Raw genomic sequence first — 26,143 nt, forward strand, 5'->3', positions numbered from 1 at the left:
AGCTTCCCTCCGATTCTGTTGCACCTGACGAAAGGATCCCTTCCATGACTTCCACCCCCGCCGCTGCAGCCGCACCTGCCGCCGCTGCCGCCCGTATGGGCGCTGCAACATCCGATTACTTCATGCTGGACGAGGACCTGACGCCCGAAGAGCTGGCCATCCGGGACAAGGTGCGGGCCTTCGCCGAGGAGCAGGTCAAGCCGCTGATCAATGAGTACTGGGAGCGGGCCGAGTTCCCCTGGGAGCTGCTGCCCGGGCTGGCGGAGCTGGGCATCATCGGCACCACGATCGAAGGCTACGGCTGCCCGGGCCTCAGCCGGAAGGCCGCCGGCATGGTCGCGCGGGAAATGTCCCGCGTGGACGGCAGCATCAACACCTTCCTTGGCGTCCACGGCAATCTGTGCATGGGCGCGATCAATGTGCTCGGCAGCGACGAGCAGAAGGCCCGGTGGCTGCCTGCCATGGCCCGGTTGGAGAAGACCGGTGCCTTCGCCCTGACCGAACCCGACCACGGATCGGACTCCGTGGCCCTGGAAACCTCGGCCCGCCGCGAGGGCGACTCCTGGGTCCTGAACGGGCACAAGCGGTGGATCGGCAACGGCCACGCCGCCGACGTCGTCGTGCTCTTCGCCCGCAACACCGAGGACGGACAGGTCAACGCTTTCGTGGTGGAGAAGGGCGCCGACGGGAAGCACCCGGAGGGGTACCGGCCCGAGGTCATCACCGGCAAGGTGGGGAAGCGCGCCATCCAGCAGGCCGACATCGTGATCGAGGAGCTGCGGATCCCGGCGGAGAACCGGCTGGAGCGGTGCGAGTCCTTCAAGGGCGTGTCCCGGGTACTGAAGGCAACCCGCGGCGGTGCCTCCTGGGAAGCGGTGGGCCACGCCATGGCGGCCTTCGAAATCGCCCGGGACTACGCCGCGAGCCGGGTGCAGTTCGGCCACCCGATCGGCAGCTACCAGCTGGTCCAGAACCGGCTGGCCAACATGCTCAGCGAACTCACCGCCATGCAGCTGCTCTGCAACCGCATGGCCGAGCTGGCCGACCGCGGGCAGCTGACCGGCGCGCAGGCCTCGATGGTGAAGATGGCCACCGCCCAGAAGGGCAAGTGGATCTGCAACGAGGCCCGGGACCTGCTGGCCGGCAACGGCATGCTCCTGGAGCACCACGTCGCCCGCCACCTGACGGACATGGAAGTCGTCTCCACCTACGAGGGCACCGACTTCATCCAGTCGCTGCTGGTCGGCCGGGACATCACCGGCATCTCCGCGTTCAACTAAGCCCCGGGCGCACGCATCGGGCCAACCCACGGATTGGAAACGAAAATGCAGGAAGCTTATCTGGCCGGCGGCGTCCGCACCCCGGTGGGCCGCTACGGCGGCGCCCTGTCCGGCGTCCGCCCGGATGACCTGGCCGCCCTGGTGATCCGGCGGGCCGTCGAGGACGCAGGGGTGGACCCCGCCGACGTGGACGAGGTCATCATGGGCAACGTCAACGGCGCGGGCGAGGACAACCGCAACGTGGCGCGGATGTCATGGCTGCTGGCCGGGTTCCCCGACACGGTCCCCGGCATCACGGTCAACCGGCTGTGCGCGTCGGGGCTGTCCGCGATCATCCTCGCCTCGCAGATGATCCGCAGCGGCGACGCGGACATCGTGGTGGCCGGCGGCGTCGAATCCATGTCCCGGGCGCCCTGGGTGATGTCGAAGCCGACGACGGCGTTCGCGAAGCCGGGCCGGATGTACGACACGTCCATCGGCTGGCGCTTCACCAACCCCCGGTTCTTCGAACGGGACAAGCTGACCTACTCCATGCCGGAGACCGCCGAGGAAGTCGCCGAGGTCGAGGGAGTCAGCCGCGAGGACGCCGATGCGTTTGCCGTCGCCTCCCACGAACGGGCCCTGGCCGCGATCGAGGCGGGCCGTTTCCGGGACGAGATCGTGCCCGTCACGGTCCCGGGCCCCAAGGGAAGCACCCGCGTCGTCGACACGGACGAAGGCCCGCGCCCCGGCACCACCGCCGAGGTGCTGGCCCGGCTGCGGCCGGTCGTGGAGGGCGGCTCGGTGGTCACCGCCGGCAACTCCTCCAGCCTGAACGACGGCGCCTCAGCGATCCTCGTGGTCTCGGAGCGCGCCGCAGCGAAGTACGGACTGACGACCCGGGCCCGGATTGTCCAGGGCGCCTCGGTGGGTGTCCGCCCGGAGGTCATGGGCATCGGCCCGGTGCCGGCCACCCGCAAGGTGCTCGACCGGGCCGGCTGGAAGGTCGAAGACTTGGGTGCGGTGGAGCTCAACGAGGCCTTCGCCAGCCAGTCCGTCGCCTGCGTCCGCCAGCTGGGGCTGGATCCCGCGGTGGTCAACAGCGACGGCGGCGCGATCGCCCTGGGCCACGCCCTGGGATCCTCCGGGTCCCGGCTGGTGGTGACGCTGCTCGGCCGCATGGAGCGCGAGGGAGCCTCAAAGGGCCTGGCCACCATGTGCGTGGGCGTCGGCCAGGGCACCGCGCTGCTGCTCGAGCGGCCCTAAGCCGGTCCCGGCCCCGGCGGTTCCGCCGCCGGGGCCGGCACCTGCTCGGCGGGGAAAACGCTGCGGGACACATCGATCACCGCGCGGAGGGCCGGGTTGGGATCTCCCCGCCGCCAAATCAGCCTGACCTCCACCGGCTTCTGCTCCTGCCGCAGCGGCTTGTAGACCACGCCCCGCGAGGGCACGTGTTCCCGGACGCTGGAGAGCGTGAGCGCCACACCCATTTCCGCGCCGACCAGGACCACCTGGGTCGACGAGTCGGGCGCCACCTGCACGATCCGCGGCACGAAGCCGGCGGTCATGGCCAGTGTGTTCAGGCGGTTTGGCAGGGTCGCGCCGGCACCGCCGGGCAGGACCAGCCACGGTTCCTCGGCCAGGTCCGCGGCGGCCACATCCTCCTGGCCCGCCAGCCGGTGGCTCTCCGGCAGGGCAATGAGCAGCTCCTCGTGGGCGAGGAGACGGGAGTCGATTTCAGCCGGCAGGAAGTCCCAGCGGCCGATGACGAGGTCCAGGGACGTGTCGAGGACCTTCTGCAGGCCCAGGTGGGAGAACTGCGAGCTGAACAACTCCAGGGATATTCCAGGCCGCTGCCGCTTGATGCGGCGGGCGAGTTCTCCCACCGCCTGGTTGACGGAGGCCCCGGCAAAACCGAGCCGGACGTGCCCGATCTCCCCGTTCTTGGACTTCTGGACCACGTCCTTCATCTGCTTGGCCAGGCGCACCAGTTCCCGGGCCGGATCCAGCAGAGCCTTGCCCTGCGGGGTGAGGGTGACGTGCCTGGTGTTCCGGATGAAGAGGTCGGCCCCCAGCTCGGCCTCCAGCTGGCGGATCAGCCGGCTGAGCGGCGGCTGGGCCATGTGCAGGCGCTGGGCAGCCCGCCCAAAATGCAGTTCCTCGGCTACGGCGAGGAAAGCAGCCGCCTTATGTACCTCCACCCGGCCATCCTAGTACGCGGCTTTCCGGACGGTCGGTCGGGCCCCCCCAATCCTCCCCGAACAGCCCGCCCCGCCGCGCAGGCGTACCATGGATTGGCCGCTTCTTCAGCTGCCCTTCCCCGATCTCCAAGGTGCGTTTTTCTTGAAGTCCTCCTTCGCCCAGGCACTGGCCCGCGGGCTGAACGTCCGGCACATCCGCTTCATGGCGCTCGGTTCGGCCATCGGCACCGGCCTGTTCTACGGATCCGCCTCCGCCATCCAGTCCGCCGGTCCCGCCGTCCTGCTCGCGTACATGATCGGCGGCGCCGCCGTCTTCCTGGTCATGCGGGCCCTGGGTGAAATGGCGGTCCGGCATCCCGTCTCCGGCTCCTTCGGCCAGTACGCCAGCCGTTACCTCGGCCCGTTCGCCGGGTTCATCACCGGCTGGACCTTCGCCTTCGAAATGGCGATCGTGGCCATCGCCGACGTCACCGCGTTCGGCATCTACATGGGCTTCTGGTTCCCGGACGTGCCGCGCTGGATCTGGATCCTCGCCGTCGTGCTGCTGATCGGCGCGCTGAACCTGATGCGGGTGAAGGTGTTCGGCGAGACCGAGTTCTGGCTGTCGATCATCAAGGTCAGCGCCATCATCGCCATGATCCTCGGCGGCGCGGCGATCATCCTGTTCGGTTTCGGGCTGGAGGACGGCGCCAATCCGGGCCTGGACACCATGCTCGGCTCGGGCGGCTTCTTCGCCAACGGGTTCTGGGGCCTGCTGGCCTCCTTCTCCATCGTGATGTTCGCCTTCGGCGGCATCGAGACCATTGGCATCACCGCCGGCGAGGCCGCAGAGCCGAAGAAGGCCATCCCGGCGGCCGTGAACACGGTGCCGCTGCGCATCCTGATCTTCTACGTCGGTGCGCTGTCCGTGCTGATGATGATTTTCCCCTGGCAGGACATTGACGGCTCCACCAGCCCGTTTGTGCAGATCTTCGATTCGCTGGGCATTCCTGCCGCCGCGCACATCCTCAACGCGGTGGTCATCACCGCGGCCCTGTCCGCCATCAACGCCGACACCTTCGGCGCCGGCCGCATGATGTACGGGCTCGCCCGGCAGGGCCAGGCCCCGGCCGCCTTCGCCCGGGTGTCCCGGCACGGGGTGCCGTGGCTGACGGTCTCCGTCATGGCGGTGGTGCTGCTGGTCGGCGTCGTGCTCAACGCGCTGCTGCCGGAAGAGCTGTTCACCATCATCGCCTCGATCGCCACCTTCGCTACGGTGTGGGTGTGGGTGATGATCCTGCTCTCGCACATCGCCATGAAGCGGGACATCAAGCGCCGCGGCCTGCCCGCCTCGGAGTTCGGCGTGCCGTTCTGGCCGGTGGCCTCCTACGCGGCGCTGGCGTTCATGGTCTTTATCGTGGTGCTGCTCGGCGTCATGCCCGGCACCCGGGTGGCCCTGATCGTGGGCGCGGCCTGGATCGCGCTGCTTTTCGTCGCCTACCGCCTCTGGGTGCGCGGGGACGGGCGGCTCCGCGCGGAGCTCGCGGATGAAACCGGAGCCGACGACGGCGCGGCGCCCGCGGCCGCTCCGGCCCGCTCCGCGGCGGAATGATTCGGGCCCGGCGGAGGTTCTTTCCGGCATGAGAATCGAGATCTGGTCCGACATCGCCTGCCCCTGGTGCTTCATCGGCAAGCGCCGCTTCGAGACGGCGCTGGAGGGCTTCGCCCACAAGGACGAAGTGGACGTGCAGTGGCGCAGCTACCAGCTGGACCCGTCGCTGCCGGAGCACTACGACGGCACCGAGCTGCAGTACCTGTCCGAGCGCAAGGGCATGGACCCGCAGCAGATGTCGGGCATGCTCGCCCATGTGGCCGAGCAGGCCCGCGGCGAGGGCCTGGCCTACGACTTCGAGAACCTCGTGGTGGCCAACAGCTTCACCGCGCACCGGCTGATCCACGCCGCCCGGGAGCTGGGCGGCCCCGCGGCGGCCGACGCCGTCAAGGAGGCGCTGCTCTCGGCCCACTTCGAGCAGGGCCGGAACATCGGCGACGTCGAGGTGCTGGCCGCGATCGCCGTCGACGCCGGGCTGGACGCCGGCCGGGTGCGGGCAGCGCTGGCCGGCGACGACTACGCCGACGACGTCCGGCAGGACATCGCCGAGGCCAGGGCGCTGGGCGTGAGCGGGGTGCCGTTCTTCGTCATCGACCGCCGCTACGGGATCTCCGGAGCCCAGCCGGCGGAGGTGTTCACCGGCGCGCTGGAGAAGGCCTGGCAGGACGCCAACCCGCTGCAGATGGTCGCGCCCGGCACCGACGGACCCGCCTGCGGGCCGGACGGCTGCTGAGCCGGAGCAGCCGGGAGCTTAAACGCCGGAGGGCCGTGCACCTGCACGGCCCTCCGATGTTTAAGCGGTGCGTGCCCTACTCGTCGAGCACCAGCACGCGGGCGTGCAGGATGGTGCGCTGGTGCAGCGCGGTGCGCACGGCGCGGTGCAGCCCGTCCTCGAGATACATGGTGCCCTTCCACTGCACCACGTGCGGGAACAGGTCACCGAAGAAGGTGGAGTCCTCGGCCAGCAGGGCCCCGAGATCCAGGGTGGACTTCGTGGTCACCAGCTCATCGAGCCGGACCTGCCGCGGGGCAACGGACGCCCAGTCCTTGGGCGTCTCGTATCCGTGCTCGGGGTAGGGGCGGCCATCGCCAACAGCTTTGAAGATCACCAATCAAGAGTACGAGACGAACCGCCCGCAGACCCAGCGGACACGGCCCGCGCCGTCCCGCGCGCCATCCCCCGGGGCTCCGGCGCTGGCCTCCGTCGCAGCCCCGGGACGAAACCGGGAATACTGGAGGCATGACTTCCGCGAACACCTGGGGCCTGCTGCTCGACGTCGACGGGCCGGTGGCCAGCCCCGAGTCCCGGACCGTACGGCCGGAGATCATCGAGAACCTGGTCCGCCTGGCCGTTGCCGGCTGGCCGGTGGCCTTCAACACGGGACGCTCGGTGGACTTCATCGTGGAGCAGGTGATGAACCCCATGATCGCCGCCGGGCTGCCCGCTGACGTGCGGGTGCTCGCGGTGTGCGAGAAGGGCGGCGTGTGGTTCACGTTCACCGGCGACGGCCCGGACCAGCCGCAGGTCGATCCCGGGCACCGGCTGCCCGGCGAGTTCGCCGCCGACGTGCGGGTCCTGGTGGCGGAGCGGTTCGCGGACCGGATGTTCTTCGACGAGACCAAGCTCGCGATGCTCTCCGTGGAGCAGCGGGTGGACGTGGCCAATGCCGACTATCTGGCTGTGCAGGAGGACTTCGAACTCGCCGTCCTCGGCCTTGCCGCCCGCCGCGGCCTGGGCATCCGCCGGCTCGGGCAGGTGCTGCCCGCCGTCGACGGTTCGGTGCCCTACCGGGTGGATCCGACGATCATCTCCACCGACATCGAGGCGGTGGAGGCCGGCAAGGACCTCGGCGTGCGCCGGGTGCTGGAGCTGCTGGAGCAGGCCGGGGCGCCGGTGCCGGCGGTGTGGCGCACCATCGGCGATTCCCGGACCGACTACGCGATGGCCGATGAACTGCATGCCCGGGGTTTCGACGTCGCGCACGTGGATGTGCGCCCGGCGGACGGGGTGCCCGCGGTGCCGTATCCGGTGCTCACCGCCGGGGAGCTGGTGCACGACGACGCCGGCGCGGTGTTCATTGCCCGGTGGGCCGCCGTCGCGGCCGGGGAGGCGGACGACGACGCCGGTCTGGGCCCGCTGGGTGCCCCGCCGGAGACGCTGGAGAAGGCCGAAACCGCGCGGCACAGCAATTCGTAACATTCGCTTCATAGTTGATTTCACCCGGTGATACGTTGCCGGAATGAGCGCGATTCCCCAGTCGATCCCTGTCCTTGACCTGAGCACCGCCCGCCGCCCCGACGGCACGTTCAACCCGGATTTCATTGACCAGCTGCGTGAGGCCACGCACCGCATCGGCTTCTTCCAGCTGGTCGGTTACGGCCCCGCCGAGCAGATGGTGGAGCCGCTGTTCGAGGTCACCAAGCGGTTCTTCGACCTGCCGCTGGAGGACCGCCTGGAGCTGGACAACCGCCGCTCGCCGCACTTCCGCGGCTACACCCGCCTCGGCACCGAAATCACCCAGGGCCGCCCCGACGCCCGCGAGCAGGTGGACTTCGGCCCGGAGCGCGAGCCGGTGGCCGAGTACCCCGCGGACCAGCCGTACTGGCTGGTCCAGGGCCCGAACCTGTTCCCGGACACCAAGCTGCCGGAGCTGCGAGAGGCGTCCATGGCTTGGGCCGAGGAGATGAGCCGGGTGGGCGCGGAGCTGCTGAGCGCCATCGCCGTCTCGCTGGAGCTGCCCGAAGACCACTTCAGCGAACCGTTCGAGGGCACCCCGGCCTGGATGGCCAAGCTGATTCACTACGTCGGCGGCGTCGTGCAGGAGGCCGGCACCCAGGGCGTGGGTTCGCACGCCGACTACGGCTTCGTGACCCTGCTGCTGCAGGACGAGGTCGGCGGCCTCGAAGTGCGCCCGCACGGCACCGACACCTGGATTCCGGTGGAACCGATTCCGGGCGCCCTGGTGGTCAACCTCGGCGAGATGCTCGAGGTCGCCACGCAGGGCTACCTGTCCGCCACCATCCACCGGGTGCTGGCGCCGGCACCCGGCGTGGACCGGTACGCCATCCCGTTCTTCTGGTCCCCGCGCCTGGATTCGGTCATCGACCCGGTACAGCTGCCGCCGGCCCTGGCCGAGCAGTCCCGCGGGATCACCGATGATCCGGAGAACCCGATGCTGGCCTCCTACGGCAACAACGTCCTGAAGGGCTGGCTGCGTGCGCACCCGCAGGTCGCCGAGCTGCACCACCCGCACCTGCTGACCAAGAAGTAGGGTCAGAGCCTTTCACACAGTGCGACGGCGCCGCCCGGCTGTTCAGCCGGGCGGCGCCGTCGTGTTTGTTTGTTCGAGGCCCCTAGGTCGCTCAGGCTTTCATGAAGGCTCTGAGAAACGCAGGACCTCTTCTGTCATTCAGCTAGCGCCCGGTCAAAGGTGGACGTCCCCCGCTTATCGAAGATGGTTGCGCCCACTTCCTGTTCAGCTTGGTTGCTGACAGACAGGTCGATTCCAGGCCGATCCCGCAGAATCAGGACTGCCGCGATCGATATGAGGGTCATGACCAACAGGTATAGCGAGACCGCTGTGCTCGTGCCCGTCGCATTGAGAAGCGCTTGGGCAATCGTGGGGGCGAACGCACCTCCAAGGATGGCTCCAAGCGCATAGGAGATGGAGACACCCGAAAACCTAACTGAGGCGGGGAAGATTTCACTGTACCAAGCAGCTTGCGGACCGTAACTCATTCCCAGCCCGAAGGTGAACAGTCCTAGTGCCAGATATAGCAGCGGCAAGGAACCTGTATTGATAAGCCAGAACAGCGGGAAAACCATCAACGCCTGCGCCGCGAAGCCGATCAGGTAGGTGCGCTTCCGGCCAATCATATCCGCGAGGAAACCGCTGAGCAGGGTAAAAACAAACCACATGGCTCCGGCGAAGGTAATGCTCAGCAGCACGTCAGTGCGGTCGAGGCCTACTGCGTCCCCGGTTGCATAGCTGGGTATGAATCCACCCGTAGCCATATAACCAGCAGCATTGTTGCCAGCGAATACCAGCCCGGCTAGGAGTACTAACAGCCAGTGCCTGCGGAACAACTCTACGACCGGGACCTTGGGCTGCTTCTTCTTCTCGGCAATCTCCATGAAGACCGGTGACTCGTCGACGGCCCGGCGCACCAGATAACCGACCCCCACCAGGACGATGCTGAGCAGGAACGGCACACGCCACCCCCACTCGACGAACGCTTCCCCAGGGGCAATCCAGCCGGTCATAACGGCAGTGACACCCGAGGCGAGGAGCATCCCCAGAGGGACGCCTAGTTGCGGGAGGGCACCCGCGCGTCCACGACGGGCCGGGGCAGCGTGCTCCACGGACATCAGTACGGCGCCGCCCCACTCACCGCCGGCAGAGATTCCTTGGAGAATCCTCAGCAAAAGCAGTACGACTGGTGCCAGCAGCCCGGCGGTTTCGTAGGTGGGCAGAACACCGATGAGCGAGGTGGAAATCCCCATAAGGATAAGCGTGAAAACCAGCATGGGACGCCGACCAAGCTTATCTCCGAAATGCCCCGCAAGGAAGGCTCCCAACGGGCGGAAGAGGAAGCTGATGCCTACCGATGCGAACGCCAGCAAAAGGCCGATCGACTCGCCTGCAGGGGCAAAGAACAAGTGAGCGAATACGAGCCCTGCCGCTGTTGAGTATATGAAAAAGTCGTACCACTCAATTGTTGTCCCGACAATGGTAGCGAAGGCCACACGACGCTGCGTGCTTCCTACCTTGGTGTCGGAGAGTGCTGTGCTCATGATTTCTCCTGGAGGTGGAATAGTGTCCCTAGGCGGGCACTGGATTAGGCAAAACTTGGGAGCACGTGGCGAGCATGAGCCTTAAGACTGAAGTCCGGGGACGCCGCTTGCTCAAGCTTGGGGCCCTTACCGGAGGCGAGCACTTTGCGGGCGCCCATATGGTCAGCCGGGGAATTAACAGATTCCACCGCCGCCAGCCGGCCCCCTCGGAAGCACAGGACGGAGAACCGGCCCGAGGCAGGGTCCCCTTGGACCACTGTCTGGTCGCCCGGTGCGGACAGCCCGGCGATCTGCAGCCGGAGGCCGCCCTGGGTACTCCAGAACCAAGGCAGGTCGGAGTAGGCCTCCGGCGCGCCGAGGATGGTCCGGGCGGCATGACGCCCGTGGTCCGTGGCATTTTGGACCGACTCCAAGCGAATCCTCCCCCCGGCGTGGGGGCTGACGAAGTTAGCGCAGTCGCCGACCGCGAGGATGGCCGGGTCAGAGGTGCGCAGGGCTTCATCCACGAGGATCCCGTTGCCCGTGTCCAAGTTCGCCGCCGCGGCAAGGGCGTCATTGGGCACCACGCCGACGCCGACGACCACCAGGTCGGCCGGGTAGCGGGTTCCCGCCGTGGAGACGGCGGCGCCCACCCGTCCGTTCGGCGCCGCTTCGAAGGCCTCGATGCCTTCATTCAGTCTCAGCTGCACGCCCCTCTCGCAATGCGCGGCGGCGAAGAAGTCCGCCATGACAGGGCTCAGAGCCCTCCCCATCGGCCGGGGCGCGAACTCGAGCACGGTAACGGCACAGCCGTGTGCCCGGGCTGCGGCGGCGAACTCCAGTCCGATGAATCCGGCCCCCACCACCAACACGTTGCGAGCGGCGGCCAGTTCGCCGTGGAGCTCCTCGGCGTCGCCCAGGGTTTTCAATCCGTGAACGCCCGGCAGGGCCGCCCCGGGGCAGGCCAGCACCCGGTTGGCCGCCCCGGTGGCCAGCACCAGATGGTCATAGGAAAGAAAGGCCCCGTTGCTGAGGGCGACCTCCCGCGCCCGGCGGTCGATGCGGAGCGCGGCAACGCCGTCCAACAGGTCAATGCCCTTTTCCGAGTAGAACTGCGCGCCACGCAGGGGCAGGCTGGCAGGGTCCTTGCCCGGCAGCAGGTAGTCCTTGGACAGCGGCGGCCGTTGGTAGGGCAGCCCCGGTTCCTCATTGACCACGGTGATGCCCTCTGCATAGCCGCCGCTGCGCAGCGAGTCGGCTACCTGCAGCCCGGCGTGCCCGCCGCCGATGATGACGACACCCATGGCTAGACCTGCTCCGACGGGATGTCCACGACGATGCCGTCCAGGTCCGCGGCGGCGCGGATCTGGCAGCCAAGCCGCGACCGTTCAGTCCGGTCGGCGGTGGTGCAGTCAAGCATCTCGTCTTCGTCTTCGCTGATGTCCGGCAGCGCGGAGGCGTACTCGGGTCGCACATAGACGTGGCAGGTGGCGCACATGGCCTGGCCGCCGCACTCCCCCACGATCCCGTCGATGCCGTTGGTCACGGCGGCGCGCATCAGCGAGGTGCCGCTTTCCACGGTGACGGCCTTGGCTGCTCCGGACGGCTGGACAAAGGTAACAGTGTTCATGTTTTCTCCTTGAAGGTCGGACTAGCCCCAGAGGACGGGCATCTTGGTCATGCCGCGGAAGACCCACCCGGCGTCGACGGCGGCGTTGTCCGGATCCAGCCGCAGGTTGGGCAGGCGCTCGAACAGGGCGGGCATCGCCACCTGGGCCACCTGGGCGCGGGCCACCCAGGTGCCGGCGCAGAAGTGCGCCCCGCCGCCGAAGCCCAGGTGGGGCTTCTTCGGCCTATGGATGTTGAAGGTCTCAGGGTCTTCGAACACTGCCGGGTCACGGTTGGCCGCTCCGAGGACCACGCCCAGCCGCGACCCGGCCGGCAGATGTACACCCTCAAGGACGGTGTCCCGGGTGGTCTCCCGCGGGTACATGCCGATAGGCGCCACCCAGCGGACGGATTCCTCGAAGGCGACGGCGTGCAGCTTGGGATTCGCCAGGACGTCGGCCAGCTGCTCCGGGTTGCTCAGCAGCGCCCAGACAGTGGTGCCGAGCACGTCGCGCGGCTCGTTGAGGCCTCCGCCGATGGTCATTTTGAGGTTGGCACGCACTGATTCCAGCGGAATGGGCAGCGATGCGAGCCCGGAGAGCAGCGAATGGTCGGGGTTGGCCCGCAGGTACGGCAGCATCTCATCGATCGCAGCATCCACCTCGGCGGAGGATCGGGCGCTCTTGGCCCAGATCTCGGCGTCGTCGGCGTAGTTGCCGGTCCCGTCGATCATGGTCTGGCTCCACCGCTGCATGTCCTGCTGCGTGGCGTTGTGGAAACCACAGATCAGGCGCAGGTTTTCGGCGGCGTAAGGGGCAGCGTAGTCCCAGATGAAGTCCGCGCGGGGGCCCTTGGCCTGCAGCTCGGCAAGGTAGGTGTCGTTGTTCGCCGCGAAGATGGCGTTCCAGTGCTTCTTGATGGTGCCTGGCCGCAGGGTGCTGCCGTAGGAATCCCGCTCGACGGCGTGCTCCGGATCATCCTTGCGCAGCATGGAATGACCCATCGAGCGCTTCATCAGGGAGCCGTTTTCATTGGCGCTGAAGGTCTCCGCGTCCTGCTCGATCTGATGGCATGCCGCGTAGCTGGTGACCATGTAGCGGTTGACAGCCGGCACCCAGTGCACCGGAGCCTCCTGCCGCATCCGTTGGTACAAGGGAAAGGGGTTGCGGTAGAGGTCCGCGATGGTTACCCAGTCCGCCACCGGAGCCTCGCGCACCGCTCCTGCGGATGCCGTCGACGGCGGGGAGGCCTGGGGCTCGGCGGCCGAGGCGGCCGGGGCCGCGCCGCTGAACGGACAGGCGGCGGGCGGTGTGGTCTCAGGGGCGGTCATCGTTGATCTCCTGACTCGGGAAAGCGTGCCCAGCCAGTGTGACCCGTGCCATATCATCAGGAAAAGAACAATTATTCGCCGTACATCCACGGTTATTGTGAGGTTTAAATGGCCCGGTATACCCTCCGGCAGCTGGAGGCGTTCATTGCCGTTGCAGAAAGCGGCAGTATCGCGGCGGCAGCAGCTCGGCTCCACGTGTCCCAGTCTGCGGTGTCGGGCGCGCTCAACGGGTTGGAACGGGTGTTCGACGCCCAGCTGACCATCCGGCGCAAGGCCCACGGCGTGACGCTCACCGCGGCCGGTCGCTATGTGCTGGACCGTGCACGGAACCTGCTCACTGAGGCCTCCGACCTGGAGCTGCATGCCGTTGACGCAGGTGAACAGATCCGCGGGTCTCTGACGCTCGGTTGCTATTTGACACTGGCACCCACCGTGCTGGCCCGGTTGATGGACCATTACGGACGGCGGTATCCGCTGGTAGAGCTGGATTTCTTTGACGGCTCCCAGACCGAGGTTCAGGACCGCCTGGCGTCAGGGCAGCTCGACGTCGCAATCGCCTATGACCTCTCCGTGCCTGCAGGCCTCAACCGCCACCGGCTGTATGAGGCAGAGCCATCGATCGTGCTGAGCGCAGACCACCCCCTCGCAGCACGCCCGGAGCTGTCCCTGGCAGAGGTGGCGGGCGAGCCAATGGTCCTGCTCGATGTGCCGCCCAGCAGGGAGAACACGATCAGCATGTTTGACGCGGCTGGCTTGCAACCTCATATCCGCTTTCGCACCACGGATTATGAAGTCACCCGTTCGTTGGTCGGCCGCGGGATGGGGTACGCCATTTTGGTCCAGCAACCGGTGGGCAACCAATCCTATGAGGGCCGGCCGCTGGTGGTGCGGCCAATCCGGCCGGCTGTCCGTACCGTTCCGGTCTCGATCGTCTGGCCGGCCGCCGTCCGGCCGTCGCAAAGCGTGGCCGCCATGATCGATCTCGCAGCCGAACTCTACGCCTAGGTGGGACTGCGTCCCAGCTAGGCGCTTCGCCCCTGCTCCCGAAGCGTCATGCCTAACCCCCGATCAGGCTTTCGCGTGACGGCACCGTCGCGCTGCTAGCCGGCCCGGTTCCCACCAGACGGCGAACCTAAAAACGCATCTCCTTACTGCACCTACCGCGGCGGGAACATCAGGTGCCGGCTTTCCGGCAGGAACTCCTCCCACACGCTCGGGGTCGGCGGCAGCCGCCGGGTTTCCTCCGCCTGACCGCGCCGGCTTCGGCGCCTGTTCTTCTCCTGCCGGTCCCTGTGTCCCATGCCTGCTCCTTGTTCGGGTGAGTGATGTCCTCACTGAACAAGCTCAAGCGCGCTTGAGGTCAAGCGGCTGCGTCACGGAACCGGCGACCCAGCCCGCACGCCGGCCAGGCGGCGCCCTCTTACGCTGCCGACAGCACCGCCACCAGGAACCCTGACTCCGGCGTGAGCGGGCGCAGGTCCCAGGTGGACAGCTGCAGGTCCACGCGCAGCCCCGCGGCCTCGGCGTCGGCGAAGAACTGTCCGAAGTCGTAGCCGCGTCCGGCGCCGAAGCCGATCACCACGCGGCCCTCCGGCGCCAGATGCGAGCGCATCCGGGCCAGCACCTCGCCGGCGGTGCCGGGCGCCAGGAACGTCATCACGTTGCCGGCGCAGACGATCACGTCGAACGGCTCACGGATGCCCTCGGCGGGCAGGTCCAGCTCCGCCAGGTCCCCCACCAGCCACGTGGCCTGGGGGTGGTCCTTCCGGGCCGCCTCGATCAGCTCCGGGTCGACGTCGACGCCGACGACGGCGTGACCGCGCCGCGCCAGCTCCCCGCCCACCCGGCCGGGCCCGCCACCGGCGTCGAGGATCCGCGCCCCGCGCTGGACCATCGCGTCGATCATCCTCGCCTCCCCGTGCAGGTCCGCGCCCTGCTCGCGCATCTGCTCAAACCGCTGGATGTACCAGGCGGAGTGTCCCGGATTCTGCTTCTTCTTGGCTTCCCAGAGGGTTTCCTTGCGCATCCTCCCAGCCTACTCAGCCACCGGACCCCGCCCGGCCGCTGCGCGCCGACCTCCGCCGGGGACACGCCGCCGCGTTGCGTCCGGCCGGGCGCCGCGGCGGGTTACACGGCGATGAACGCAGGTTGAACGGGTAACGTATCGGTATTACTCTTCTACGGACCCAAAAACGGGGTGGATGTCAAGGGTGCCCGGCCAACGCGGGGCCCGGAACGTGAGGTATTGCCAATGTCCGGTCGGCTTCTGCATACGGCCCGGCGGGGCGGCGTCGTCCTGGGACACGTCCTGGTCTACGCCCTGATCTGGCTGTCCCTCGCGCTGCTGGTGGCCGCCGTCGGCATCCGCTTCTACTTCGGCGAGATCTCGGTGGGCCAGATGCTGCTGAACCTGGTCTCGGTGGAGGCCGACGGCGGCGGCGGAGACCTGGTCTGGAAGGGCATCCTGGGCATCGGCGTGGCGCCGCTGCTCGTCACCCTGGCGCTTGCGTACTGGCAGCACCGCCGCCGCCGGCGCCGCCGCGGGGGCGAGGGTCCGTCGCCGCGCACCAAGTGGATCACCCGGGCCGTCTCCACGGTCGCGGTGTCCGCGCTCGTGGTGGGCAGCACCACCGCCTTCGCCACCACCGTGAACATGGCCGACTACATCAAGTCCGGCAACTCCAAGTACGACGTCGGCGACTACTACGCGGAGCCGACCGTCACCAGCGCCGACGGCGCCCGGAACCTGGTGCTGATCTACCTCGAATCCGGCGAGGGCACCCTTGCCGATGACGAGCTGTTCGAGAAGGACGCGTTCCTGCCGCTGAAGGAGGCCACCCCGGCCGCCGAGGGCTGGCAGAGCGTGGAGAACTTCCAGCAGTACGCCGGCGGCGGCTGGACCATGGCCGGCCTGGTCTCCACCCAGTGCGGGGTGCCGCTGAAAAGCGCGGGCGGCGACGGCGGCCGCGGCGTCGGCGGCGTCGACACCTACATGGGCGGCACCACGTGCCTGGGCGACGTGCTGGCCGAGCACGGCTACACCAACGTGTTCCTGGGCGGCGCCAGCTCCTCCTTCGCCGCGAAGGACACCTTCCTGGCCAGCCACGGCTACTCCGAGGTGAAGGGCCTGAACGACTGGCGGGCCGCCGGCGAACCGGCCGACAGCTTCCGCCCGGACTGGGGCCTGAGCGATGAGCGGCTCATGGCCAACGCCCGGGACAAGGTCGACGAGCTGCACGCCGAGTCCGAGCGCACCGGCAAGCCGTTCAACCTGTCCGTGCTGACCCTGGACACCCACGAGCCGGTGCACATCTACGACTACTGCGAGGTGGACACCGAGAACCGGGTCACCTCCGCGTTCCACTGCTCGCTGGCGCAGGTCGCCGGCTTCGTGGAGCACATGGAGGCCCAGGGCTACCTCGAGGACACCGCCGTGGTCATCATGGGCGACCACCTCAAGCACATGAGCGCCGGCGACGCGTTCCACGAGCAGCTGGACTACCACCCGAACCGCACCATCTTCAACCGGATCTGGGTGCCCGGCCAGGACCAGGGCACCGTGCTGCGCGACGGCGTCGACCAGCTGAGCATGTACCCCACCCTCCTGGAGGCCGCCGGCCTGACCCTGGAGGGACGGCAGGCTGGGCTGGGCGTCTCCGCCTTCGCCCCGGAGGTGCCGGCCGGCTCCGCGCAGGCCATGGACCCGGAGGCGTACGCCGAGCTGCTGGACTCCCGCTCCGCCCAGTTCTACACGCAGGCCTGGGCCACCGACGACGTCACTGAGTAGCCGCAGCCCGATCAAGTAGCGCCGGCCCGGTCACAAGTCCGCCGCAGTGATGGACGATGGGAAGGTCAGACCGGGGCCGCCTGCCGGCGGGTCCGGCCCCCACAGGACGAAAGGCGGAAGCCACATGGCGGATCTGGGCGGAATGGCGGACAAGGCCAAGGACGCGGCCAAGGACCACCCGGAGCAGGTGGACCAGGCCAAGGACAAGGTCAAGGACAAAGTCACCGGCAACAAGGACGACGAGCAGAAATAGAGCTCAGCGCAACGAAAGCCGGGCCGCCCGCATTGCGCGGCCCGGCTTTCTGCCTGTCCGGCCCGGCCGGCGGCAGGGCATCAGCCCAGTTCCCGCTGGCGTTCCACCTCCCGGGCCACCTGGTCCTCCCGGACGCGGAAGCCGAATCTGCCGTACAGCGCCAACCCCCAGAGCAGCGCCGCCACGGACAGGCCCAGCGCCGGCCACACCGGCCAGAAATAGCCCTCCGGCGTCGTCGACCACCAGATGATCAGCATGCCGGCCAGCGCGACGGCCCACACGACAAGCATCGCCTTGTACACGCTGCGCGCGATGACGATGGCCCGGGCGCGGCGTTCAAGGTCTGAGTCGCGGTCCATTTTGAGTCTCCTTTACCGGTGCACCGGCCCCGCTGGGTCCAAGGATCGCGGCAGTGCCGGACTGTCCATCCCGTGTCGGAGGCCCGGCTCACGTGGTCGTTCCTGCGTGGTCGCGGCGTCTCCCGCGGGCTTGGTACAGACGCTACGGACGTGTCCCTGCTGCTGCCAGAGCCCCGCTGAGCCCGGGGCTTGACAGGACCCCCTCAAACGGCTGTTCGCCCGGCCCGGCGGCGCCTACTCTGAGCGTATGACTCCTGCCTCGAACGCCCTCGGCAGCTACCTGCGGGCCCGACGCGAGCTGATCACCCCGGAGCAGGCCGGCATCCCCGCCACCGGGGTTCGGCGGGTGCCCGGGCTGCGGCGCGAGGAGGTGGCCATGCTCGCCGGGATCAGCGCCGACTACTACCTGCGGCTGGAGCGCGGACGGGACCGGCATCCGTCCGTGCAGGTGCTGGAATCCATCGCCCGGGTACTGCAGCTCGACGACGACCACCTCGCCCATCTTCTGACGCTCGTTGCGGAGATGCCCCGGCAGCGGCCCCGGCGGCCGCCCCGGGAGACGCCGCCGGCGGGGGCGCTCAAGCTCCTGGAGTCCCTGCCGCAGCCGGCCTTCATCGAGGGCCGGTACTTCGACATTCTGGCCTCCAACCGGCTCGCGAAGGCGTTGTCCCCGCGGCTCGACGTCGGCGGCAACCAGCTGCGGGACATGTTCCTCGACCCCTCCGAGCAGGCCCTGCACCCGGACTGGGAAATCGTGACCGAGTGCTTCATCGCGAACCTGCGGCAGGCCGTGGGCAGCGACGTGGACAATCCGCGGTTCATTGATCTGGTGGGCGAGCTGTCCCTCGCCAGCCCGTACTTCCGGCAGCTGTGGGCCCGGCATGAAGTGCGCGGGCAGAAGGGGACGCCGATGCGGCTGAACCACCCGCAGGTCGGGGAGATGACGCTGAACCGGGAGCGGCTGGCCATCAGCGGGGCGGATCACCTGATGCTGGTGGTCTACCACCCGGACGCCGGAACCCGGGACGCGGAGCGGCTCGCCCTCCTCGCCTCCGCCGCCCTGCCCGCCGCAACTCCGGTCAGTGAAGAGGCGCCGTGACGGCCTGGGTGCTGCATGTGGACCTCGACCAGTTCATCGCCGCCGTCGAGGTGCTGCGGCGCCCGGAGCTGGCCGGGCAGCCCGTCATTGTCGGCGGCCGCGGTGATCCCACCGAACGGGCCGTAGTCTCCACCGCCTCCTACGAGGCCCGGGCCTTCGGCGTCGGCTCCGGAATGCCGCTGCGGGTGGCGGCCCGGAAAGTGCCCGACGCCGTATTCCTGCCCGTGGATGCCGAGGCGTACCTGGCGGCGTCGGATACGGTAATGGGCACGCTGAAGGCCCGGCCCGGCGCCGTCGTGCAGGTCCTGGGCTGGGATGAGGCCTTCGTCGGCGTCGAGACCGAGGATCCGGCGGCCTACGCCAGGGACCTGCAGGCCGCGGTGCTGGAGGCGACGCAGCTGCACTGCAGCGTGGGCATCGGCGATACCCGGATCCGGGCCAAGAACGCCACCGACTTCGGCAAGCCCGCCGGGATCTTCCGGCTCACTGCGGAGAACTGGCTGGACGTGATGGGCGCCCGCCCCACCAAGGAGCTGTGGGGCGTGGGCAATAAGATCTCCGCCCGGCTGGCGAAGCTCGGCGTCAGCACCGTGGCCGAGCTGGCCGCCGCCGACCCGCAGGCGTTGGTGCCGGAGTTCGGGCCCAAGATGGGGCCCTGGTACGCGCAGCTGGGCCGTGGCGACGGCAGCAGCGAGGTGGACGACACGCCTTGGGTGGCGCGCGGGCACAGCCGCGAGACCACCTTCCAGCAGAACCTCACCGAGCCGGAGCAGGTGCTCGACGCCGTCCGGCAGCTGACGGACGACGCGCTGAAGGACATGGCGGAGGAGGGCCGGCCGGTGATCGGGCTGACCCTCAAGGTCCGCTACGCGCCGTTCACCACCAAGACCCACGCGCGGAAGATCCCGGAGACCGCCGACGGCGGCGAGGTCCTCGCGCGGGCGCTGGACCTCGCCGCGGCGATCGAGCCGGGCCGGCCGATCCGTCTGCTGGGCCTGCGGGCGGAAATGACCATGCCCGAGGACGCGCGGAAGGGACACACGCCCACCCGCGGCGGATGGTGAGGCTAGGACGGCGATGGGCGGGCTGCCCGGCGGTTAGTCCTCTTCGGCCACCCGGATCAGCACCTTGCCGGTGGCGCCGTCCTCCACGGCGTCGTGCGCGGCGGCGGTGTCCGCCAGCTCGAACCAGGTCAGCGGCAGGCCGGCGGACTCCCCCACCGGCAGGACGCCGTCGCGCAGCGCCTCGGTGATGTCCTTGACCGCGGCCTGGTGGGCGGCTTCGCCTTCGGTGTAGACCAGCACGCCCTGCCAGCGGACGTTCTTGGCGAAGCTCGCGACGATCGGCACCGTGTACTCCTCGCCGTTGTTGTTGGCGTAGTAGGCGATGCTGGCGTGGTTGGCGGCCACCTCGACGTCGAGCGCCGCGTTCTGTGCCGGGGACACCTCCACGATGTGATCGACGCCGTCGGGCGCGATCTCGCGGATCCGGTCGGCTTCGGCGTCGTCGGGGTAGCGGACGACGTGGTGGGCGCCGGCGGCGCGGGCCAGTTCGGCCTTCGCGTCGCTGCTGACCGTGGCAATGACGGTGGCGCCGGCCCAGGCGGCGAGCTGGATCGCGGCGTGGCCGACGGCTCCGGCGCCGCCCTGGACGAGGACCGTGCGGTCCGCAAGCGCCCCCGGGGCCAGCCGGGTCGGGCCGAACTCGTGCACGGTGAGGGCGCGGTGCGCGGTCATGGCGGGCACGCCCAGGCTGGCGGCGACGTCGAACCCGGTGCCCTCGGGCAGCGGCACGGCCCGGTCGGCGGGCAGGACGGCGAATTCCTGGGCGGTGCCGGTGGGGCGGCCGTGGGCGGCGAGGTAGATCCAGACCCGGTCTCCGGGCTGCAGGCCGGTGACGCCCTCGCCCACCGCGTCGATGATGCCGGCGCCGTCCTGGTTGGGCACCACTTCGGGGAAGGGAACGCCGCCGGCGCGGGCCTTCCAGTCGGTGGGGTTCACCCCGGAGACGGTGATGCGGACCCGCACTTCGCCGGGACCGGGATCGGCAACCTCACGCTCGGCGAGGGAGAGGACAGAGGACGCTCCGGACTCGGAGTAGACGATTGCTTTCATAGCCGACTGCAAGGAATCTAGGCGGCGGTCTATTCCCCGGCACTCCGGCAGGTCGGGTTCGACGGGAGTGTTCCGGTGCAGCCGCGAAAGGATCAGGACATGGCACGGAACTGTTCGGCATGCTCGCTGGCCCACTGGGCGAACGTCCGCGCGGAACGTCCGGTGACCTTTTCAACCGTGGGCAGGATCGCGCCGGCGGCCTCAGGTGGGTTGGTGGCCAGCTGGATGCCGAACTCGACGTAGTCCTCGTCGTAGCCGTAGCTGCGAAGCCGCTCACGCTCCGCCTCCTCGCTCAGCTGCACAAACTCGATCGGCTCACCAGTTGCCTCCGCGAGCAGGCGTGTCCGCTCGGCAGGGGTGAGCGCCTCCGGTCCGGTCAGTGGGTAGGCCCTGCCCGCGTGCCCGTCCGTGGTTAGCGCAGCGGCAGCGACGCCGGCGATGTCGGCTTCGTGTACGACGGCGCTTGGGTAGTCAGCGAGCATGGAGACGGTGCGTGAGGCACGGATCTCGGGGGCGAACTCGAGCGCGTTGCCCATGAACTCGGCCGGCTGCAGGAGAGTCCCGCTGATGGAACTGGCTGCCAGGGCTTCTTCGATGCCGGTGGGCGCCCAGCCGCCCAGGACCGTGGCCCGCCGAATGCCGGAGCGCTCGGCGAGGTGGACGATCTCCGCCCCGTTGGTGAGGTCTTCCCGCTCGTCGCCGCCGAAGGTGATCAGGTGGATCGCGTCCATGCCCTCGCACACCCTTTCAAGGCTGGCGGTGTCGGTGAGGTCGCCGGCTACCGTCTCGACGCCCTCGGGCAGCCGGGCTTGGGCCGGGGTGCGGGTGAGCGCGCGGACAGTGTGACCGGCTTCGTGAAGCTGGGCGACGAGGTGGCGCCCGACCTGGCCTGTGGCTCCGGTGACGAGAATGCGCATGGGTGGGTCCTTTCGGCGGGGGTTAGCTGGTGCTGGTTCGGAGGGCGCGGAGTCCGAGGAGCAGCCCGAGGGCGGCGGTGACGGCGGCAGCGAGGAACCCGAGTCCGACGTCGGAGCTGATCCGGCCGGCGAAGAGGTCCCGCTCGGCGTCGACCACGTGGGTGAGGGGATTGAGCTGGGAGAGGATCCGCATCCAGGCCGGCCCGTCGTCCAGGGGCAGGAGCATTCCGGACAGGATCATGAGCGGGAACAGCACGGTCTGGTGCACGGTCCAGAACACCCAGTCCTGGTGCCGCACGGCAATGGCCAGCGCGTAGCTCAGGGACCCGATGCCGATACCGAGGATGCCCAGCAGGACCAGCCCCAGAAGCCCTCCGGCAGGGTTGGGCCGGAAACCGAACGGGATCATGACCAGCACCACGATGACGGCCTGGGCCACCAGGGGCACGAACTCCTTAAGGGCGCGGCCGATGAAGAGCGAGGAGCGCGACAGCGGCGTGACGAGGAGGCGTTCGTGGGAGCCGCCTTGGAGGTCGAACTGGAGGTTTGAGCCGGTGCCCGCGGTCCCGAACAACGCGGTCATCACGAGGATGCCCGGGACAAACCAGCTCCAGGTTGAGCCGTCGCTGGAGGGTGCGCCTGCCGCGATGAGCGGGCCGAACAGCAGCAGGAAGAACAGCGGCTGCACCATGCCCGCGACAAGGGAGAACGGGTCGCTGATCACGGGCCGCAGCTCACGTCCCATCACAATGAGGCAGTCGCTGAGGGCGTTGCGGCGACGGGATGCGGCCGCGCCGGCTGTCGTCATTTTCTGTCCTCCTGAAGTTCGCCGTTCCCTTGGCCGGGCTCCCCGGCTACCCCGCCGGCGTCGCGCAGGCTCCGCCCGGTGAGCTCGAGGAAGACGTCGTTGAGGGTGGGCAGCTGGGTGTCCGCGGCGGTGACGTCGATGTTGTGACATCGGGCAGTGGAGATGGCTGCCGCCAGGGCGCCGCGGCCGTCGTCGGCCTGCGCGGTGACAGCGCACCTGTCGATGGTGATGTTGCGGACGCCGCGCAGCTGCGCCAGCAGCGGCCGGAGGCGTTCGGCGGCCGCGGCGTCCGGAACATCCAAGGTGATCCGATCCCCGACATGGCGTTGTTTGAGCGCGCTGGGCGGGCCGTCGGCGATGATGCGGCCGTGGTCAACCACGATGACGCGGTCTGCGGCCTGATCGGCTTCGTCCAGATAGTGGGTGCTGAACAGGACCGTCATGTGCGCCTCCTGCCGGACCTTGAGGATGTGGTCCCACAGGTTGCTGCGGTTCTGCGGGTCCAGGCCTGCGGTCGGTTCGTCGAGGAAGAGCAGGGGCGGCCTGTTGACCAGCCCGATCGCGAGATCGAGCCGACGCCGCTGGCCGCCGCTCATCGCCTGTGTCCTGCGTTTGGCCAGCAGTTCCAGCCCGAGCACCGCAAAAAGCTCTCCGGCTCGCCGGCGGGCCGCTTCCCGACCCAGCCCGTAGATCCGCCCCTGCGTGATGACCTCATCGACGGCGCGCTGGGTATGTCCGGCGCCGTTGCCCTGGCCGACGTAGCCGATGCGTTCCCGTACCAGTGCGCCGTGGGTCCTCACGTCGAACCCCGCCACCGTCGCCGAACCGGTCGTGGGCGGCAGGAGCGTGGAGAGCATCCGCATCAGGGTGCTCTTGCCGGCTCCATTGGGGCCGAGCACCGCCACGGTCTCCCCGGCAGTGACGCGAAGATCGATGCTCCGGACGGCTGGCACCTCGCCGCCGTCCGGTCCGCGGAAACTGCGCGAGAGACTGTCGGTCTCGATCATTGGATGTCTGCCCCGTTTCTGGCCGGTGATGAGATTCCATCGTGGCAGGGCTTGTGGCCAACATATGTCCGCAAGGCAGGCTAGCCTTGCGGCATGTCAACCAGTACCCGGGCCCTTGAGTTGCTGGGCCTGCTCCAGAACCGGCGCCACTGGCCCGGAGATGAGTTGGCGCGCAGGCTGGGCGTGAGCCCGCGCACCCTGCGGCGCGACGTCGACGGCCTTCAGGAACTCGGGTATCCCATCATGACCACACGGGGTACGGGCGGCGGGTATCAGCTCAGCTCCGGCGCGTCCCTGCCCCCTTTGGTGCTCAGCGAGGAAGAGGCTGCAGCGGTGGTGATGGGCCTCCGGGAGGTGGCGTCGGGCGCCTACGCCCCGACGGGCGACGCCGCGGTGAGCGCAATGGCGAAGGTCGTCCAGGTGCTCCCTGCCCGCATCCGCCGTCGTATCGACAGCCTGCGCAGCGTTGCCGGCCCCCGCACGGATCGCCCGCGGCACGGCGTCGCCGACGTCACCTGCCTGACCACCGTCGCCCTGGCCTGCCGCGATCACGAGGTGCTGACCTTCAGGTACCGATCACGCGACGGCCGGATGAGCGAGCGGACGGCTCACCCCCACCGAACCGTCGCGGTCGATCAGCGCCTGTACCTGATCGCCTGGGATCAGGACCGCGCGGACTGGCGCATCTTCCGCCTGGACCGCATCGAGAATCCGACCCGGAGCAGCGCCACATTCGCTCCCCGCGCGCTGCCCGAGGCCGATCCGGTCGCCTACGTGCACCGTCAGATCGGGTCCATGCCCGCGAAATACGTTGTCCATGCGAGCGTTGAGGCGCCCGCGGACCGGGTACGGCAGGAGATCGCGCACTACGGCAGCGTGGACCCGGTCGACGGCGGGCGGTGCGCGGTCCGGATCGCTGCCGATTCTCTCGAGTGGGCGGCGTTCTGCCTTGCGTCCGTCGGCGTGAGGTTCACCGTCCACGGGCCGCCGGAAGCGATCGACTACATGCGCGGCTGGGGCGAGCGCCTCACGGCTGCGACCCTGCCTGCTCACAGCAGCACACCACCGGACACCTCGATGCAAGCCAAGCCTGGGTCGAGCCCGGGGCGGCACACTGACTGAATAGATTCAGGGCACAGGAGTCAGCCGGCGCTCACACGTTCCTCGCGTTTGCGGCCGGCCCGGGCGGCGAGGAACAACAGAGATCCGATCGCTACGTAGACGGCGGCGCTGAGCCAGATCGCCGCGCTTTGTTGAGTGAGGAGCGCAATGCTGGCAATGATCGCCAGGACCGGCATGAACCGGGGGGCTGAGAAGTGGTCATGGTCCACTTTGTCCTTTTTGAGGACCAGGACGCTGACGTTCGCGGACAGGAACACCAGGAGCAGGAGCAGCACGGTGGTCTCGGCCAGCGAGGCAACATTTCCGGTGAGGGTCAGGACAATCGTTAGCCCGGCCACCACGACAATGGAGACCCACGGAGTGCGGCGGCCCGGCAGTACCCGGCTGAAGGCACGCGGGAGCAGTTCCGCTTCAGCCAGTCCGTAGCCCACGCGGCTGGCCATGACCATGAAGAGCAGGGCTCCGTTGGCAATGGCGATCAGGGCGATGATGCTGAACAGTCCGGGCGGGATTCCGACGCCGCTGGCGGCGACGACGGCGAGCAGGGGGCCGGTGGACTCGGCCAGCTCGGTCGGGTCCATCACGATAACCGCGCCGAGTGCGATAAGGAGATACACCAGCCCGGCGGTGCAGATGGCGCCGAAGAGTGCGCGGGGGTAGGCCTTGGACGGGTTACGTACTTCCTCGGCCATGTTTGCTGCCGCCTCGAAGCCGAGGAAGGAGAAAAAGGCGACGATCGATGCGGCGAAGGCGCCCTGGAGGGGCGGTACGTCCGGCGCGAATTCCAGGAGCCGGGACGGTTCCCCGTTGCCGGCGGCAAATACGATCGCGCAGACGACGATGACGATGACGAGGCCGGTGACCTCGATGATGGAGGCTATGAGGTTCGCGGCGAGGGACTCTTTGACCCCGCGCAGGTTGATCAAGGTCAGCAGGATGATGAACACGACAGCTGCGGGAGCCGCCGGCACGTCGATGAGCGCTGTGAGGTAGTCGCCCGCGAAGGCGTTCGCGAGCGCGGCGGCGGTGGTGATGCCGGAGGCCATCATCAGGAAGCCGACGAGGAATGACACGTAGGGGATGCCGAAAGCCCGGTCGGCGTAGCGTGCGGCGCCTCCGGCGTGCGGGTATTTGGTGATCAGTTCCGCGTAGGTCGCGGCGGTGAGCAGCGCGACGACCAGGGCGATCAGCAGGGGGATCCAGATCGCGCCGCCGACATCGGAGGCCATGGTCCCCACGAGGGTGTAGATGCCGGCTCCGAGGGTGTCGCCGACGATGAACGCGAACAGCAGCGGCGCACCGACTGCCCGCTTCAGCCCGGGTGATGATTTTGGTGTGGTGGCGCCGGGGTCCTTCGTCATTGGGCTATTGGATGCCGTCCGCCGTCCCTGCGCAACTACTTGGGCGAAATTCAGTGGGCGCTCGCAACCCTTCCGCCACGATTAACTGCCCTGGGAGGCGACTGCCCTATGAAGGGCTCACAACTGTGCCGTAACGGACCCGCCTACCGAATGCGAGGTGATTGGTTACGCGCGTCCTGGCTGCGGCGCCTGATGAACCATCGGTTGAGGCAGAAAGTGATGAGCAGCCCGAACAAAACTGCGATGACCAACCGAAGCAGCATCTGCATGTCTGTATAGGTATCCAAAACGACGTTCATCACGAGTGCAGCAAGCGTGCTGACGATGACGATTACGGTTGGGTAAGCCCTCATTGGGTCGAGCGTTCCACCGTTGGGCACCATCGTCAAACGGGACCGGTGACAGGCAGCACGTCTGCGGTGTCTCCACACCGCAGGTCAATGTAGAACCGAAGGGCGTTTCGCTTACGGATTCGTCACCGGGACGCTCGGAACAGGCGATCGATGCAGTACCCGAGCACAACGAGACTGGCGATCACTAAGAGGACACTTCC

25 protein-coding genes are annotated in these 26,143 nt (G+C 68.5%); 12 read left to right on the forward strand and 13 right to left on the reverse strand.

All coding sequences use genetic code 11. From position 1 onward, the window contains the following. Positions 1 to 44 precede the first annotated feature (44 nt). Both AC5RUW_RS13835 and AC5RUW_RS13840 read left to right on the forward strand, forming a co-directional pair. Entirely contained in the window at positions 45 to 1,280 is a 1,236-nt protein-coding gene (locus tag AC5RUW_RS13835) for an acyl-CoA dehydrogenase family protein (protein WP_494161213.1), read from the forward strand. Between the two features lie 45 nt (positions 1,281 to 1,325). After that, positions 1,326 to 2,525 (forward strand): thiolase family protein, encoded by a 1,200-nt coding sequence (locus AC5RUW_RS13840; RefSeq protein WP_494161214.1) that lies wholly within the window; start codon positions 1,326 to 1,328, stop codon positions 2,523 to 2,525. Here AC5RUW_RS13840 and AC5RUW_RS13845 read toward each other — a convergent pair. Further along, a complete protein-coding gene (locus tag AC5RUW_RS13845) occupies positions 2,522 to 3,460 on the reverse strand; it encodes a LysR family transcriptional regulator (protein ID WP_494161215.1) in 939 nt (312 codons plus the stop codon). The two genes, AC5RUW_RS13840 and AC5RUW_RS13845, sit on opposite strands and share 4 nt — an antisense overlap. Before the next feature lie 202 nt (positions 3,461 to 3,662). On the opposite strand from AC5RUW_RS13845, the gene AC5RUW_RS13850 reads away from it, so the two are divergent. Beyond that, positions 3,663 to 5,051: an amino acid permease gene (locus AC5RUW_RS13850; RefSeq protein WP_494161299.1), complete on the forward strand. Its 1,389-nt coding sequence runs from the start codon at positions 3,663 to 3,665 to the stop codon at positions 5,049 to 5,051. A gap of 28 nt (positions 5,052 to 5,079) precedes the next feature. After that, positions 5,080 to 5,784, forward strand: a complete 705-nt coding sequence (locus tag AC5RUW_RS13855) for a DsbA family oxidoreductase (RefSeq protein ID WP_494161216.1) — start codon at positions 5,080 to 5,082, stop codon at positions 5,782 to 5,784. A gap of 76 nt (positions 5,785 to 5,860) precedes the next feature. Here the strand turns inward: AC5RUW_RS13855 and AC5RUW_RS13860 are convergent, their stop codons facing one another. Then, entirely contained in the window at positions 5,861 to 6,160 is a 300-nt protein-coding gene (locus tag AC5RUW_RS13860; RefSeq protein WP_494008184.1) for a type II toxin-antitoxin system VapB family antitoxin, read from the reverse strand. A gap of 131 nt (positions 6,161 to 6,291) precedes the next feature. Here AC5RUW_RS13860 and AC5RUW_RS13865 point away from each other — a divergent pair, with 131 nt between their 5' ends. Both AC5RUW_RS13865 and AC5RUW_RS13870 read left to right on the forward strand, forming a co-directional pair. Beyond that, positions 6,292 to 7,248, forward strand: coding sequence for a hypothetical protein (locus AC5RUW_RS13865; protein WP_494161217.1), 957 nt, complete (start codon positions 6,292 to 6,294; stop codon positions 7,246 to 7,248). 43 nt (positions 7,249 to 7,291) lie between these two features. Beyond that, positions 7,292 to 8,323: an isopenicillin N synthase family dioxygenase gene (locus AC5RUW_RS13870; protein ID WP_494161218.1), complete on the forward strand. Its 1,032-nt coding sequence runs from the start codon at positions 7,292 to 7,294 to the stop codon at positions 8,321 to 8,323. Positions 8,324 to 8,457: 134 nt separating this feature from the next. Here AC5RUW_RS13870 and AC5RUW_RS13875 read toward each other — a convergent pair whose 3' ends face one another. Genes AC5RUW_RS13875 through AC5RUW_RS13890 form a run of 4 tightly spaced genes read right to left on the reverse strand, consistent with a single transcriptional unit; the run spans position 8,458 to position 12,763 of the window. After that, complete coding sequence (locus AC5RUW_RS13875) at positions 8,458 to 9,846, reverse strand: MFS transporter (RefSeq protein ID WP_494161219.1); 1,389 nt, start codon at positions 9,844 to 9,846, stop codon at positions 8,458 to 8,460. A gap of 44 nt (positions 9,847 to 9,890) precedes the next feature. Further along, positions 9,891 to 11,129, reverse strand: coding sequence for an NAD(P)/FAD-dependent oxidoreductase (locus tag AC5RUW_RS13880; RefSeq protein ID WP_494161220.1), 1,239 nt, complete (start codon positions 11,127 to 11,129; stop codon positions 9,891 to 9,893). Positions 11,130 to 11,131: 2 nt separating this feature from the next. After that, positions 11,132 to 11,455, reverse strand: coding sequence for a 2Fe-2S iron-sulfur cluster-binding protein (locus AC5RUW_RS13885; RefSeq protein ID WP_494161221.1), 324 nt, complete (start codon positions 11,453 to 11,455; stop codon positions 11,132 to 11,134). A 21-nt stretch (positions 11,456 to 11,476) separates the two neighbouring features. After that, positions 11,477 to 12,763, reverse strand: coding sequence for a cytochrome P450 (locus tag AC5RUW_RS13890; RefSeq protein ID WP_494161222.1), 1,287 nt, complete (start codon positions 12,761 to 12,763; stop codon positions 11,477 to 11,479). A 108-nt stretch (positions 12,764 to 12,871) separates the two neighbouring features. On the opposite strand from AC5RUW_RS13890, the gene AC5RUW_RS13895 reads away from it, so the two are divergent. Next, complete coding sequence (locus AC5RUW_RS13895; RefSeq protein ID WP_494161223.1) at positions 12,872 to 13,768, forward strand: LysR family transcriptional regulator; 897 nt, start codon at positions 12,872 to 12,874, stop codon at positions 13,766 to 13,768. A 415-nt stretch (positions 13,769 to 14,183) separates the two neighbouring features. Here AC5RUW_RS13895 and AC5RUW_RS13900 read toward each other — a convergent pair whose 3' ends face one another. Then, positions 14,184 to 14,789, reverse strand: coding sequence for a class I SAM-dependent methyltransferase (locus AC5RUW_RS13900; protein ID WP_494161224.1), 606 nt, complete (start codon positions 14,787 to 14,789; stop codon positions 14,184 to 14,186). A 225-nt stretch (positions 14,790 to 15,014) separates the two neighbouring features. Here AC5RUW_RS13900 and AC5RUW_RS13905 point away from each other — a divergent pair, with 225 nt between their 5' ends. Next, positions 15,015 to 16,550, forward strand: a complete 1,536-nt coding sequence (locus AC5RUW_RS13905; protein WP_494161225.1) for an LTA synthase family protein — start codon at positions 15,015 to 15,017, stop codon at positions 16,548 to 16,550. Positions 16,551 to 16,674: 124 nt separating this feature from the next. Next, positions 16,675 to 16,803, forward strand: coding sequence for a hypothetical protein (locus AC5RUW_RS13910; RefSeq protein ID WP_494008176.1), 129 nt, complete (start codon positions 16,675 to 16,677; stop codon positions 16,801 to 16,803). 80 nt (positions 16,804 to 16,883) lie between these two features. Here the strand turns inward: AC5RUW_RS13910 and AC5RUW_RS13915 are convergent, their stop codons facing one another. Continuing rightward, the gene (locus AC5RUW_RS13915) at positions 16,884 to 17,162 is read right to left on the reverse strand and encodes a hypothetical protein (RefSeq protein WP_494161226.1); all 279 of its coding nucleotides are present in this window, start codon (positions 17,160 to 17,162) and stop codon (positions 16,884 to 16,886) included. A gap of 247 nt (positions 17,163 to 17,409) precedes the next feature. Here AC5RUW_RS13915 and AC5RUW_RS13920 point away from each other — a divergent pair, with 247 nt between their 5' ends. Together AC5RUW_RS13920 and AC5RUW_RS13925 are read left to right on the forward strand one after the other, a co-directional pair. Then, positions 17,410 to 18,261 carry a helix-turn-helix transcriptional regulator gene (locus tag AC5RUW_RS13920; protein WP_494161227.1) on the forward strand — a complete coding sequence of 284 codons (852 nt, stop codon included), beginning with the start codon at positions 17,410 to 17,412 and terminating at the stop codon, positions 18,259 to 18,261. Next, positions 18,258 to 19,325, forward strand: coding sequence for a DNA polymerase IV (locus AC5RUW_RS13925; protein WP_494161228.1), 1,068 nt, complete (start codon positions 18,258 to 18,260; stop codon positions 19,323 to 19,325). Before AC5RUW_RS13920 ends, AC5RUW_RS13925 begins: the two co-directional genes overlap by 4 nt. Before the next feature lie 33 nt (positions 19,326 to 19,358). On the opposite strand, the gene AC5RUW_RS13930 is transcribed toward AC5RUW_RS13925, so the two are convergent. The 4 genes from AC5RUW_RS13930 to AC5RUW_RS13945 form a co-directional block, all read right to left on the reverse strand. After that, complete coding sequence (locus tag AC5RUW_RS13930; protein ID WP_494161229.1) at positions 19,359 to 20,375, reverse strand: NADPH:quinone reductase; 1,017 nt, start codon at positions 20,373 to 20,375, stop codon at positions 19,359 to 19,361. 92 nt (positions 20,376 to 20,467) lie between these two features. After that, complete coding sequence (locus tag AC5RUW_RS13935) at positions 20,468 to 21,292, reverse strand: SDR family oxidoreductase (RefSeq protein WP_494161230.1); 825 nt, start codon at positions 21,290 to 21,292, stop codon at positions 20,468 to 20,470. Between the two features lie 22 nt (positions 21,293 to 21,314). Further along, positions 21,315 to 22,100, reverse strand: coding sequence for an ABC transporter permease (locus AC5RUW_RS13940; protein WP_494161231.1), 786 nt, complete (start codon positions 22,098 to 22,100; stop codon positions 21,315 to 21,317). Then, positions 22,097 to 23,107 (reverse strand): ABC transporter ATP-binding protein, encoded by a 1,011-nt coding sequence (locus AC5RUW_RS13945; protein ID WP_494161232.1) that lies wholly within the window; start codon positions 23,105 to 23,107, stop codon positions 22,097 to 22,099. The genes AC5RUW_RS13940 and AC5RUW_RS13945 overlap by 4 nt, the downstream gene beginning before the upstream one ends. Before the next feature lie 93 nt (positions 23,108 to 23,200). On the opposite strand from AC5RUW_RS13945, the gene AC5RUW_RS13950 reads away from it, so the two are divergent. Further along, positions 23,201 to 24,229: a helix-turn-helix transcriptional regulator gene (locus AC5RUW_RS13950; protein ID WP_494161233.1), complete on the forward strand. Its 1,029-nt coding sequence runs from the start codon at positions 23,201 to 23,203 to the stop codon at positions 24,227 to 24,229. A gap of 20 nt (positions 24,230 to 24,249) precedes the next feature. Here AC5RUW_RS13950 and AC5RUW_RS13955 read toward each other — a convergent pair whose 3' ends face one another. Further along, positions 24,250 to 25,590: an APC family permease gene (locus AC5RUW_RS13955; protein WP_494161234.1), complete on the reverse strand. Its 1,341-nt coding sequence runs from the start codon at positions 25,588 to 25,590 to the stop codon at positions 24,250 to 24,252. Between the last annotated feature and the right edge of the window lie 553 nt (positions 25,591 to 26,143).

The sequence above is a fragment of the Arthrobacter sp. Y3222053 genome, from assembly GCF_059092805.1.

What these genes read in the sequence shown, in the direction of transcription:
- AC5RUW_RS13930 (WP_494161229.1), bottom strand. Translation starts at nt 20,375, where the DNA reads ATGAAAGCAATCGTCTACTCCGAGTCCGGAGCGTCCTCTGTCCTCTCC.
- AC5RUW_RS13920 (WP_494161227.1), top strand. Translation starts at nt 17,410, where the DNA reads ATGACTCCTGCCTCGAACGCCCTCGGCAGCTACCTGCGGGCCCGACGC.
- AC5RUW_RS13900 (WP_494161224.1), bottom strand. Translation starts at nt 14,789, where the DNA reads ATGCGCAAGGAAACCCTCTGGGAAGCCAAGAAGAAGCAGAATCCGGGA.
- AC5RUW_RS13880 (WP_494161220.1), bottom strand. Translation starts at nt 11,129, where the DNA reads ATGGGTGTCGTCATCATCGGCGGCGGGCACGCCGGGCTGCAGGTAGCC.
- AC5RUW_RS13940 (WP_494161231.1), bottom strand. Translation starts at nt 22,100, where the DNA reads ATGACGACAGCCGGCGCGGCCGCATCCCGTCGCCGCAACGCCCTCAGC.
- AC5RUW_RS13875 (WP_494161219.1), bottom strand. Translation starts at nt 9,846, where the DNA reads ATGAGCACAGCACTCTCCGACACCAAGGTAGGAAGCACGCAGCGTCGT.
- AC5RUW_RS13910 (WP_494008176.1), top strand. Translation starts at nt 16,675, where the DNA reads ATGGCGGATCTGGGCGGAATGGCGGACAAGGCCAAGGACGCGGCCAAG.
- AC5RUW_RS13885 (WP_494161221.1), bottom strand. Translation starts at nt 11,455, where the DNA reads ATGAACACTGTTACCTTTGTCCAGCCGTCCGGAGCAGCCAAGGCCGTC.
- AC5RUW_RS13850 (WP_494161299.1), top strand. Translation starts at nt 3,663, where the DNA reads ATGGCGCTCGGTTCGGCCATCGGCACCGGCCTGTTCTACGGATCCGCC.
- AC5RUW_RS13855 (WP_494161216.1), top strand. Translation starts at nt 5,080, where the DNA reads ATGAGAATCGAGATCTGGTCCGACATCGCCTGCCCCTGGTGCTTCATC.
- AC5RUW_RS13950 (WP_494161233.1), top strand. Translation starts at nt 23,201, where the DNA reads ATGTCAACCAGTACCCGGGCCCTTGAGTTGCTGGGCCTGCTCCAGAAC.
- AC5RUW_RS13905 (WP_494161225.1), top strand. Translation starts at nt 15,015, where the DNA reads ATGTCCGGTCGGCTTCTGCATACGGCCCGGCGGGGCGGCGTCGTCCTG.
- AC5RUW_RS13870 (WP_494161218.1), top strand. Translation starts at nt 7,292, where the DNA reads ATGAGCGCGATTCCCCAGTCGATCCCTGTCCTTGACCTGAGCACCGCC.
- AC5RUW_RS13955 (WP_494161234.1), bottom strand. Translation starts at nt 25,590, where the DNA reads ATGACGAAGGACCCCGGCGCCACCACACCAAAATCATCACCCGGGCTG.
- AC5RUW_RS13835 (WP_494161213.1), top strand. Translation starts at nt 45, where the DNA reads ATGACTTCCACCCCCGCCGCTGCAGCCGCACCTGCCGCCGCTGCCGCC.
- AC5RUW_RS13895 (WP_494161223.1), top strand. Translation starts at nt 12,872, where the DNA reads ATGGCCCGGTATACCCTCCGGCAGCTGGAGGCGTTCATTGCCGTTGCA.
- AC5RUW_RS13890 (WP_494161222.1), bottom strand. Translation starts at nt 12,763, where the DNA reads ATGACCGCCCCTGAGACCACACCGCCCGCCGCCTGTCCGTTCAGCGGC.
- AC5RUW_RS13865 (WP_494161217.1), top strand. Translation starts at nt 6,292, where the DNA reads ATGACTTCCGCGAACACCTGGGGCCTGCTGCTCGACGTCGACGGGCCG.
- AC5RUW_RS13840 (WP_494161214.1), top strand. Translation starts at nt 1,326, where the DNA reads ATGCAGGAAGCTTATCTGGCCGGCGGCGTCCGCACCCCGGTGGGCCGC.
- AC5RUW_RS13935 (WP_494161230.1), bottom strand. Translation starts at nt 21,292, where the DNA reads ATGCGCATTCTCGTCACCGGAGCCACAGGCCAGGTCGGGCGCCACCTC.
- AC5RUW_RS13945 (WP_494161232.1), bottom strand. Translation starts at nt 23,107, where the DNA reads ATGATCGAGACCGACAGTCTCTCGCGCAGTTTCCGCGGACCGGACGGC.
- AC5RUW_RS13915 (WP_494161226.1), bottom strand. Translation starts at nt 17,162, where the DNA reads ATGGACCGCGACTCAGACCTTGAACGCCGCGCCCGGGCCATCGTCATC.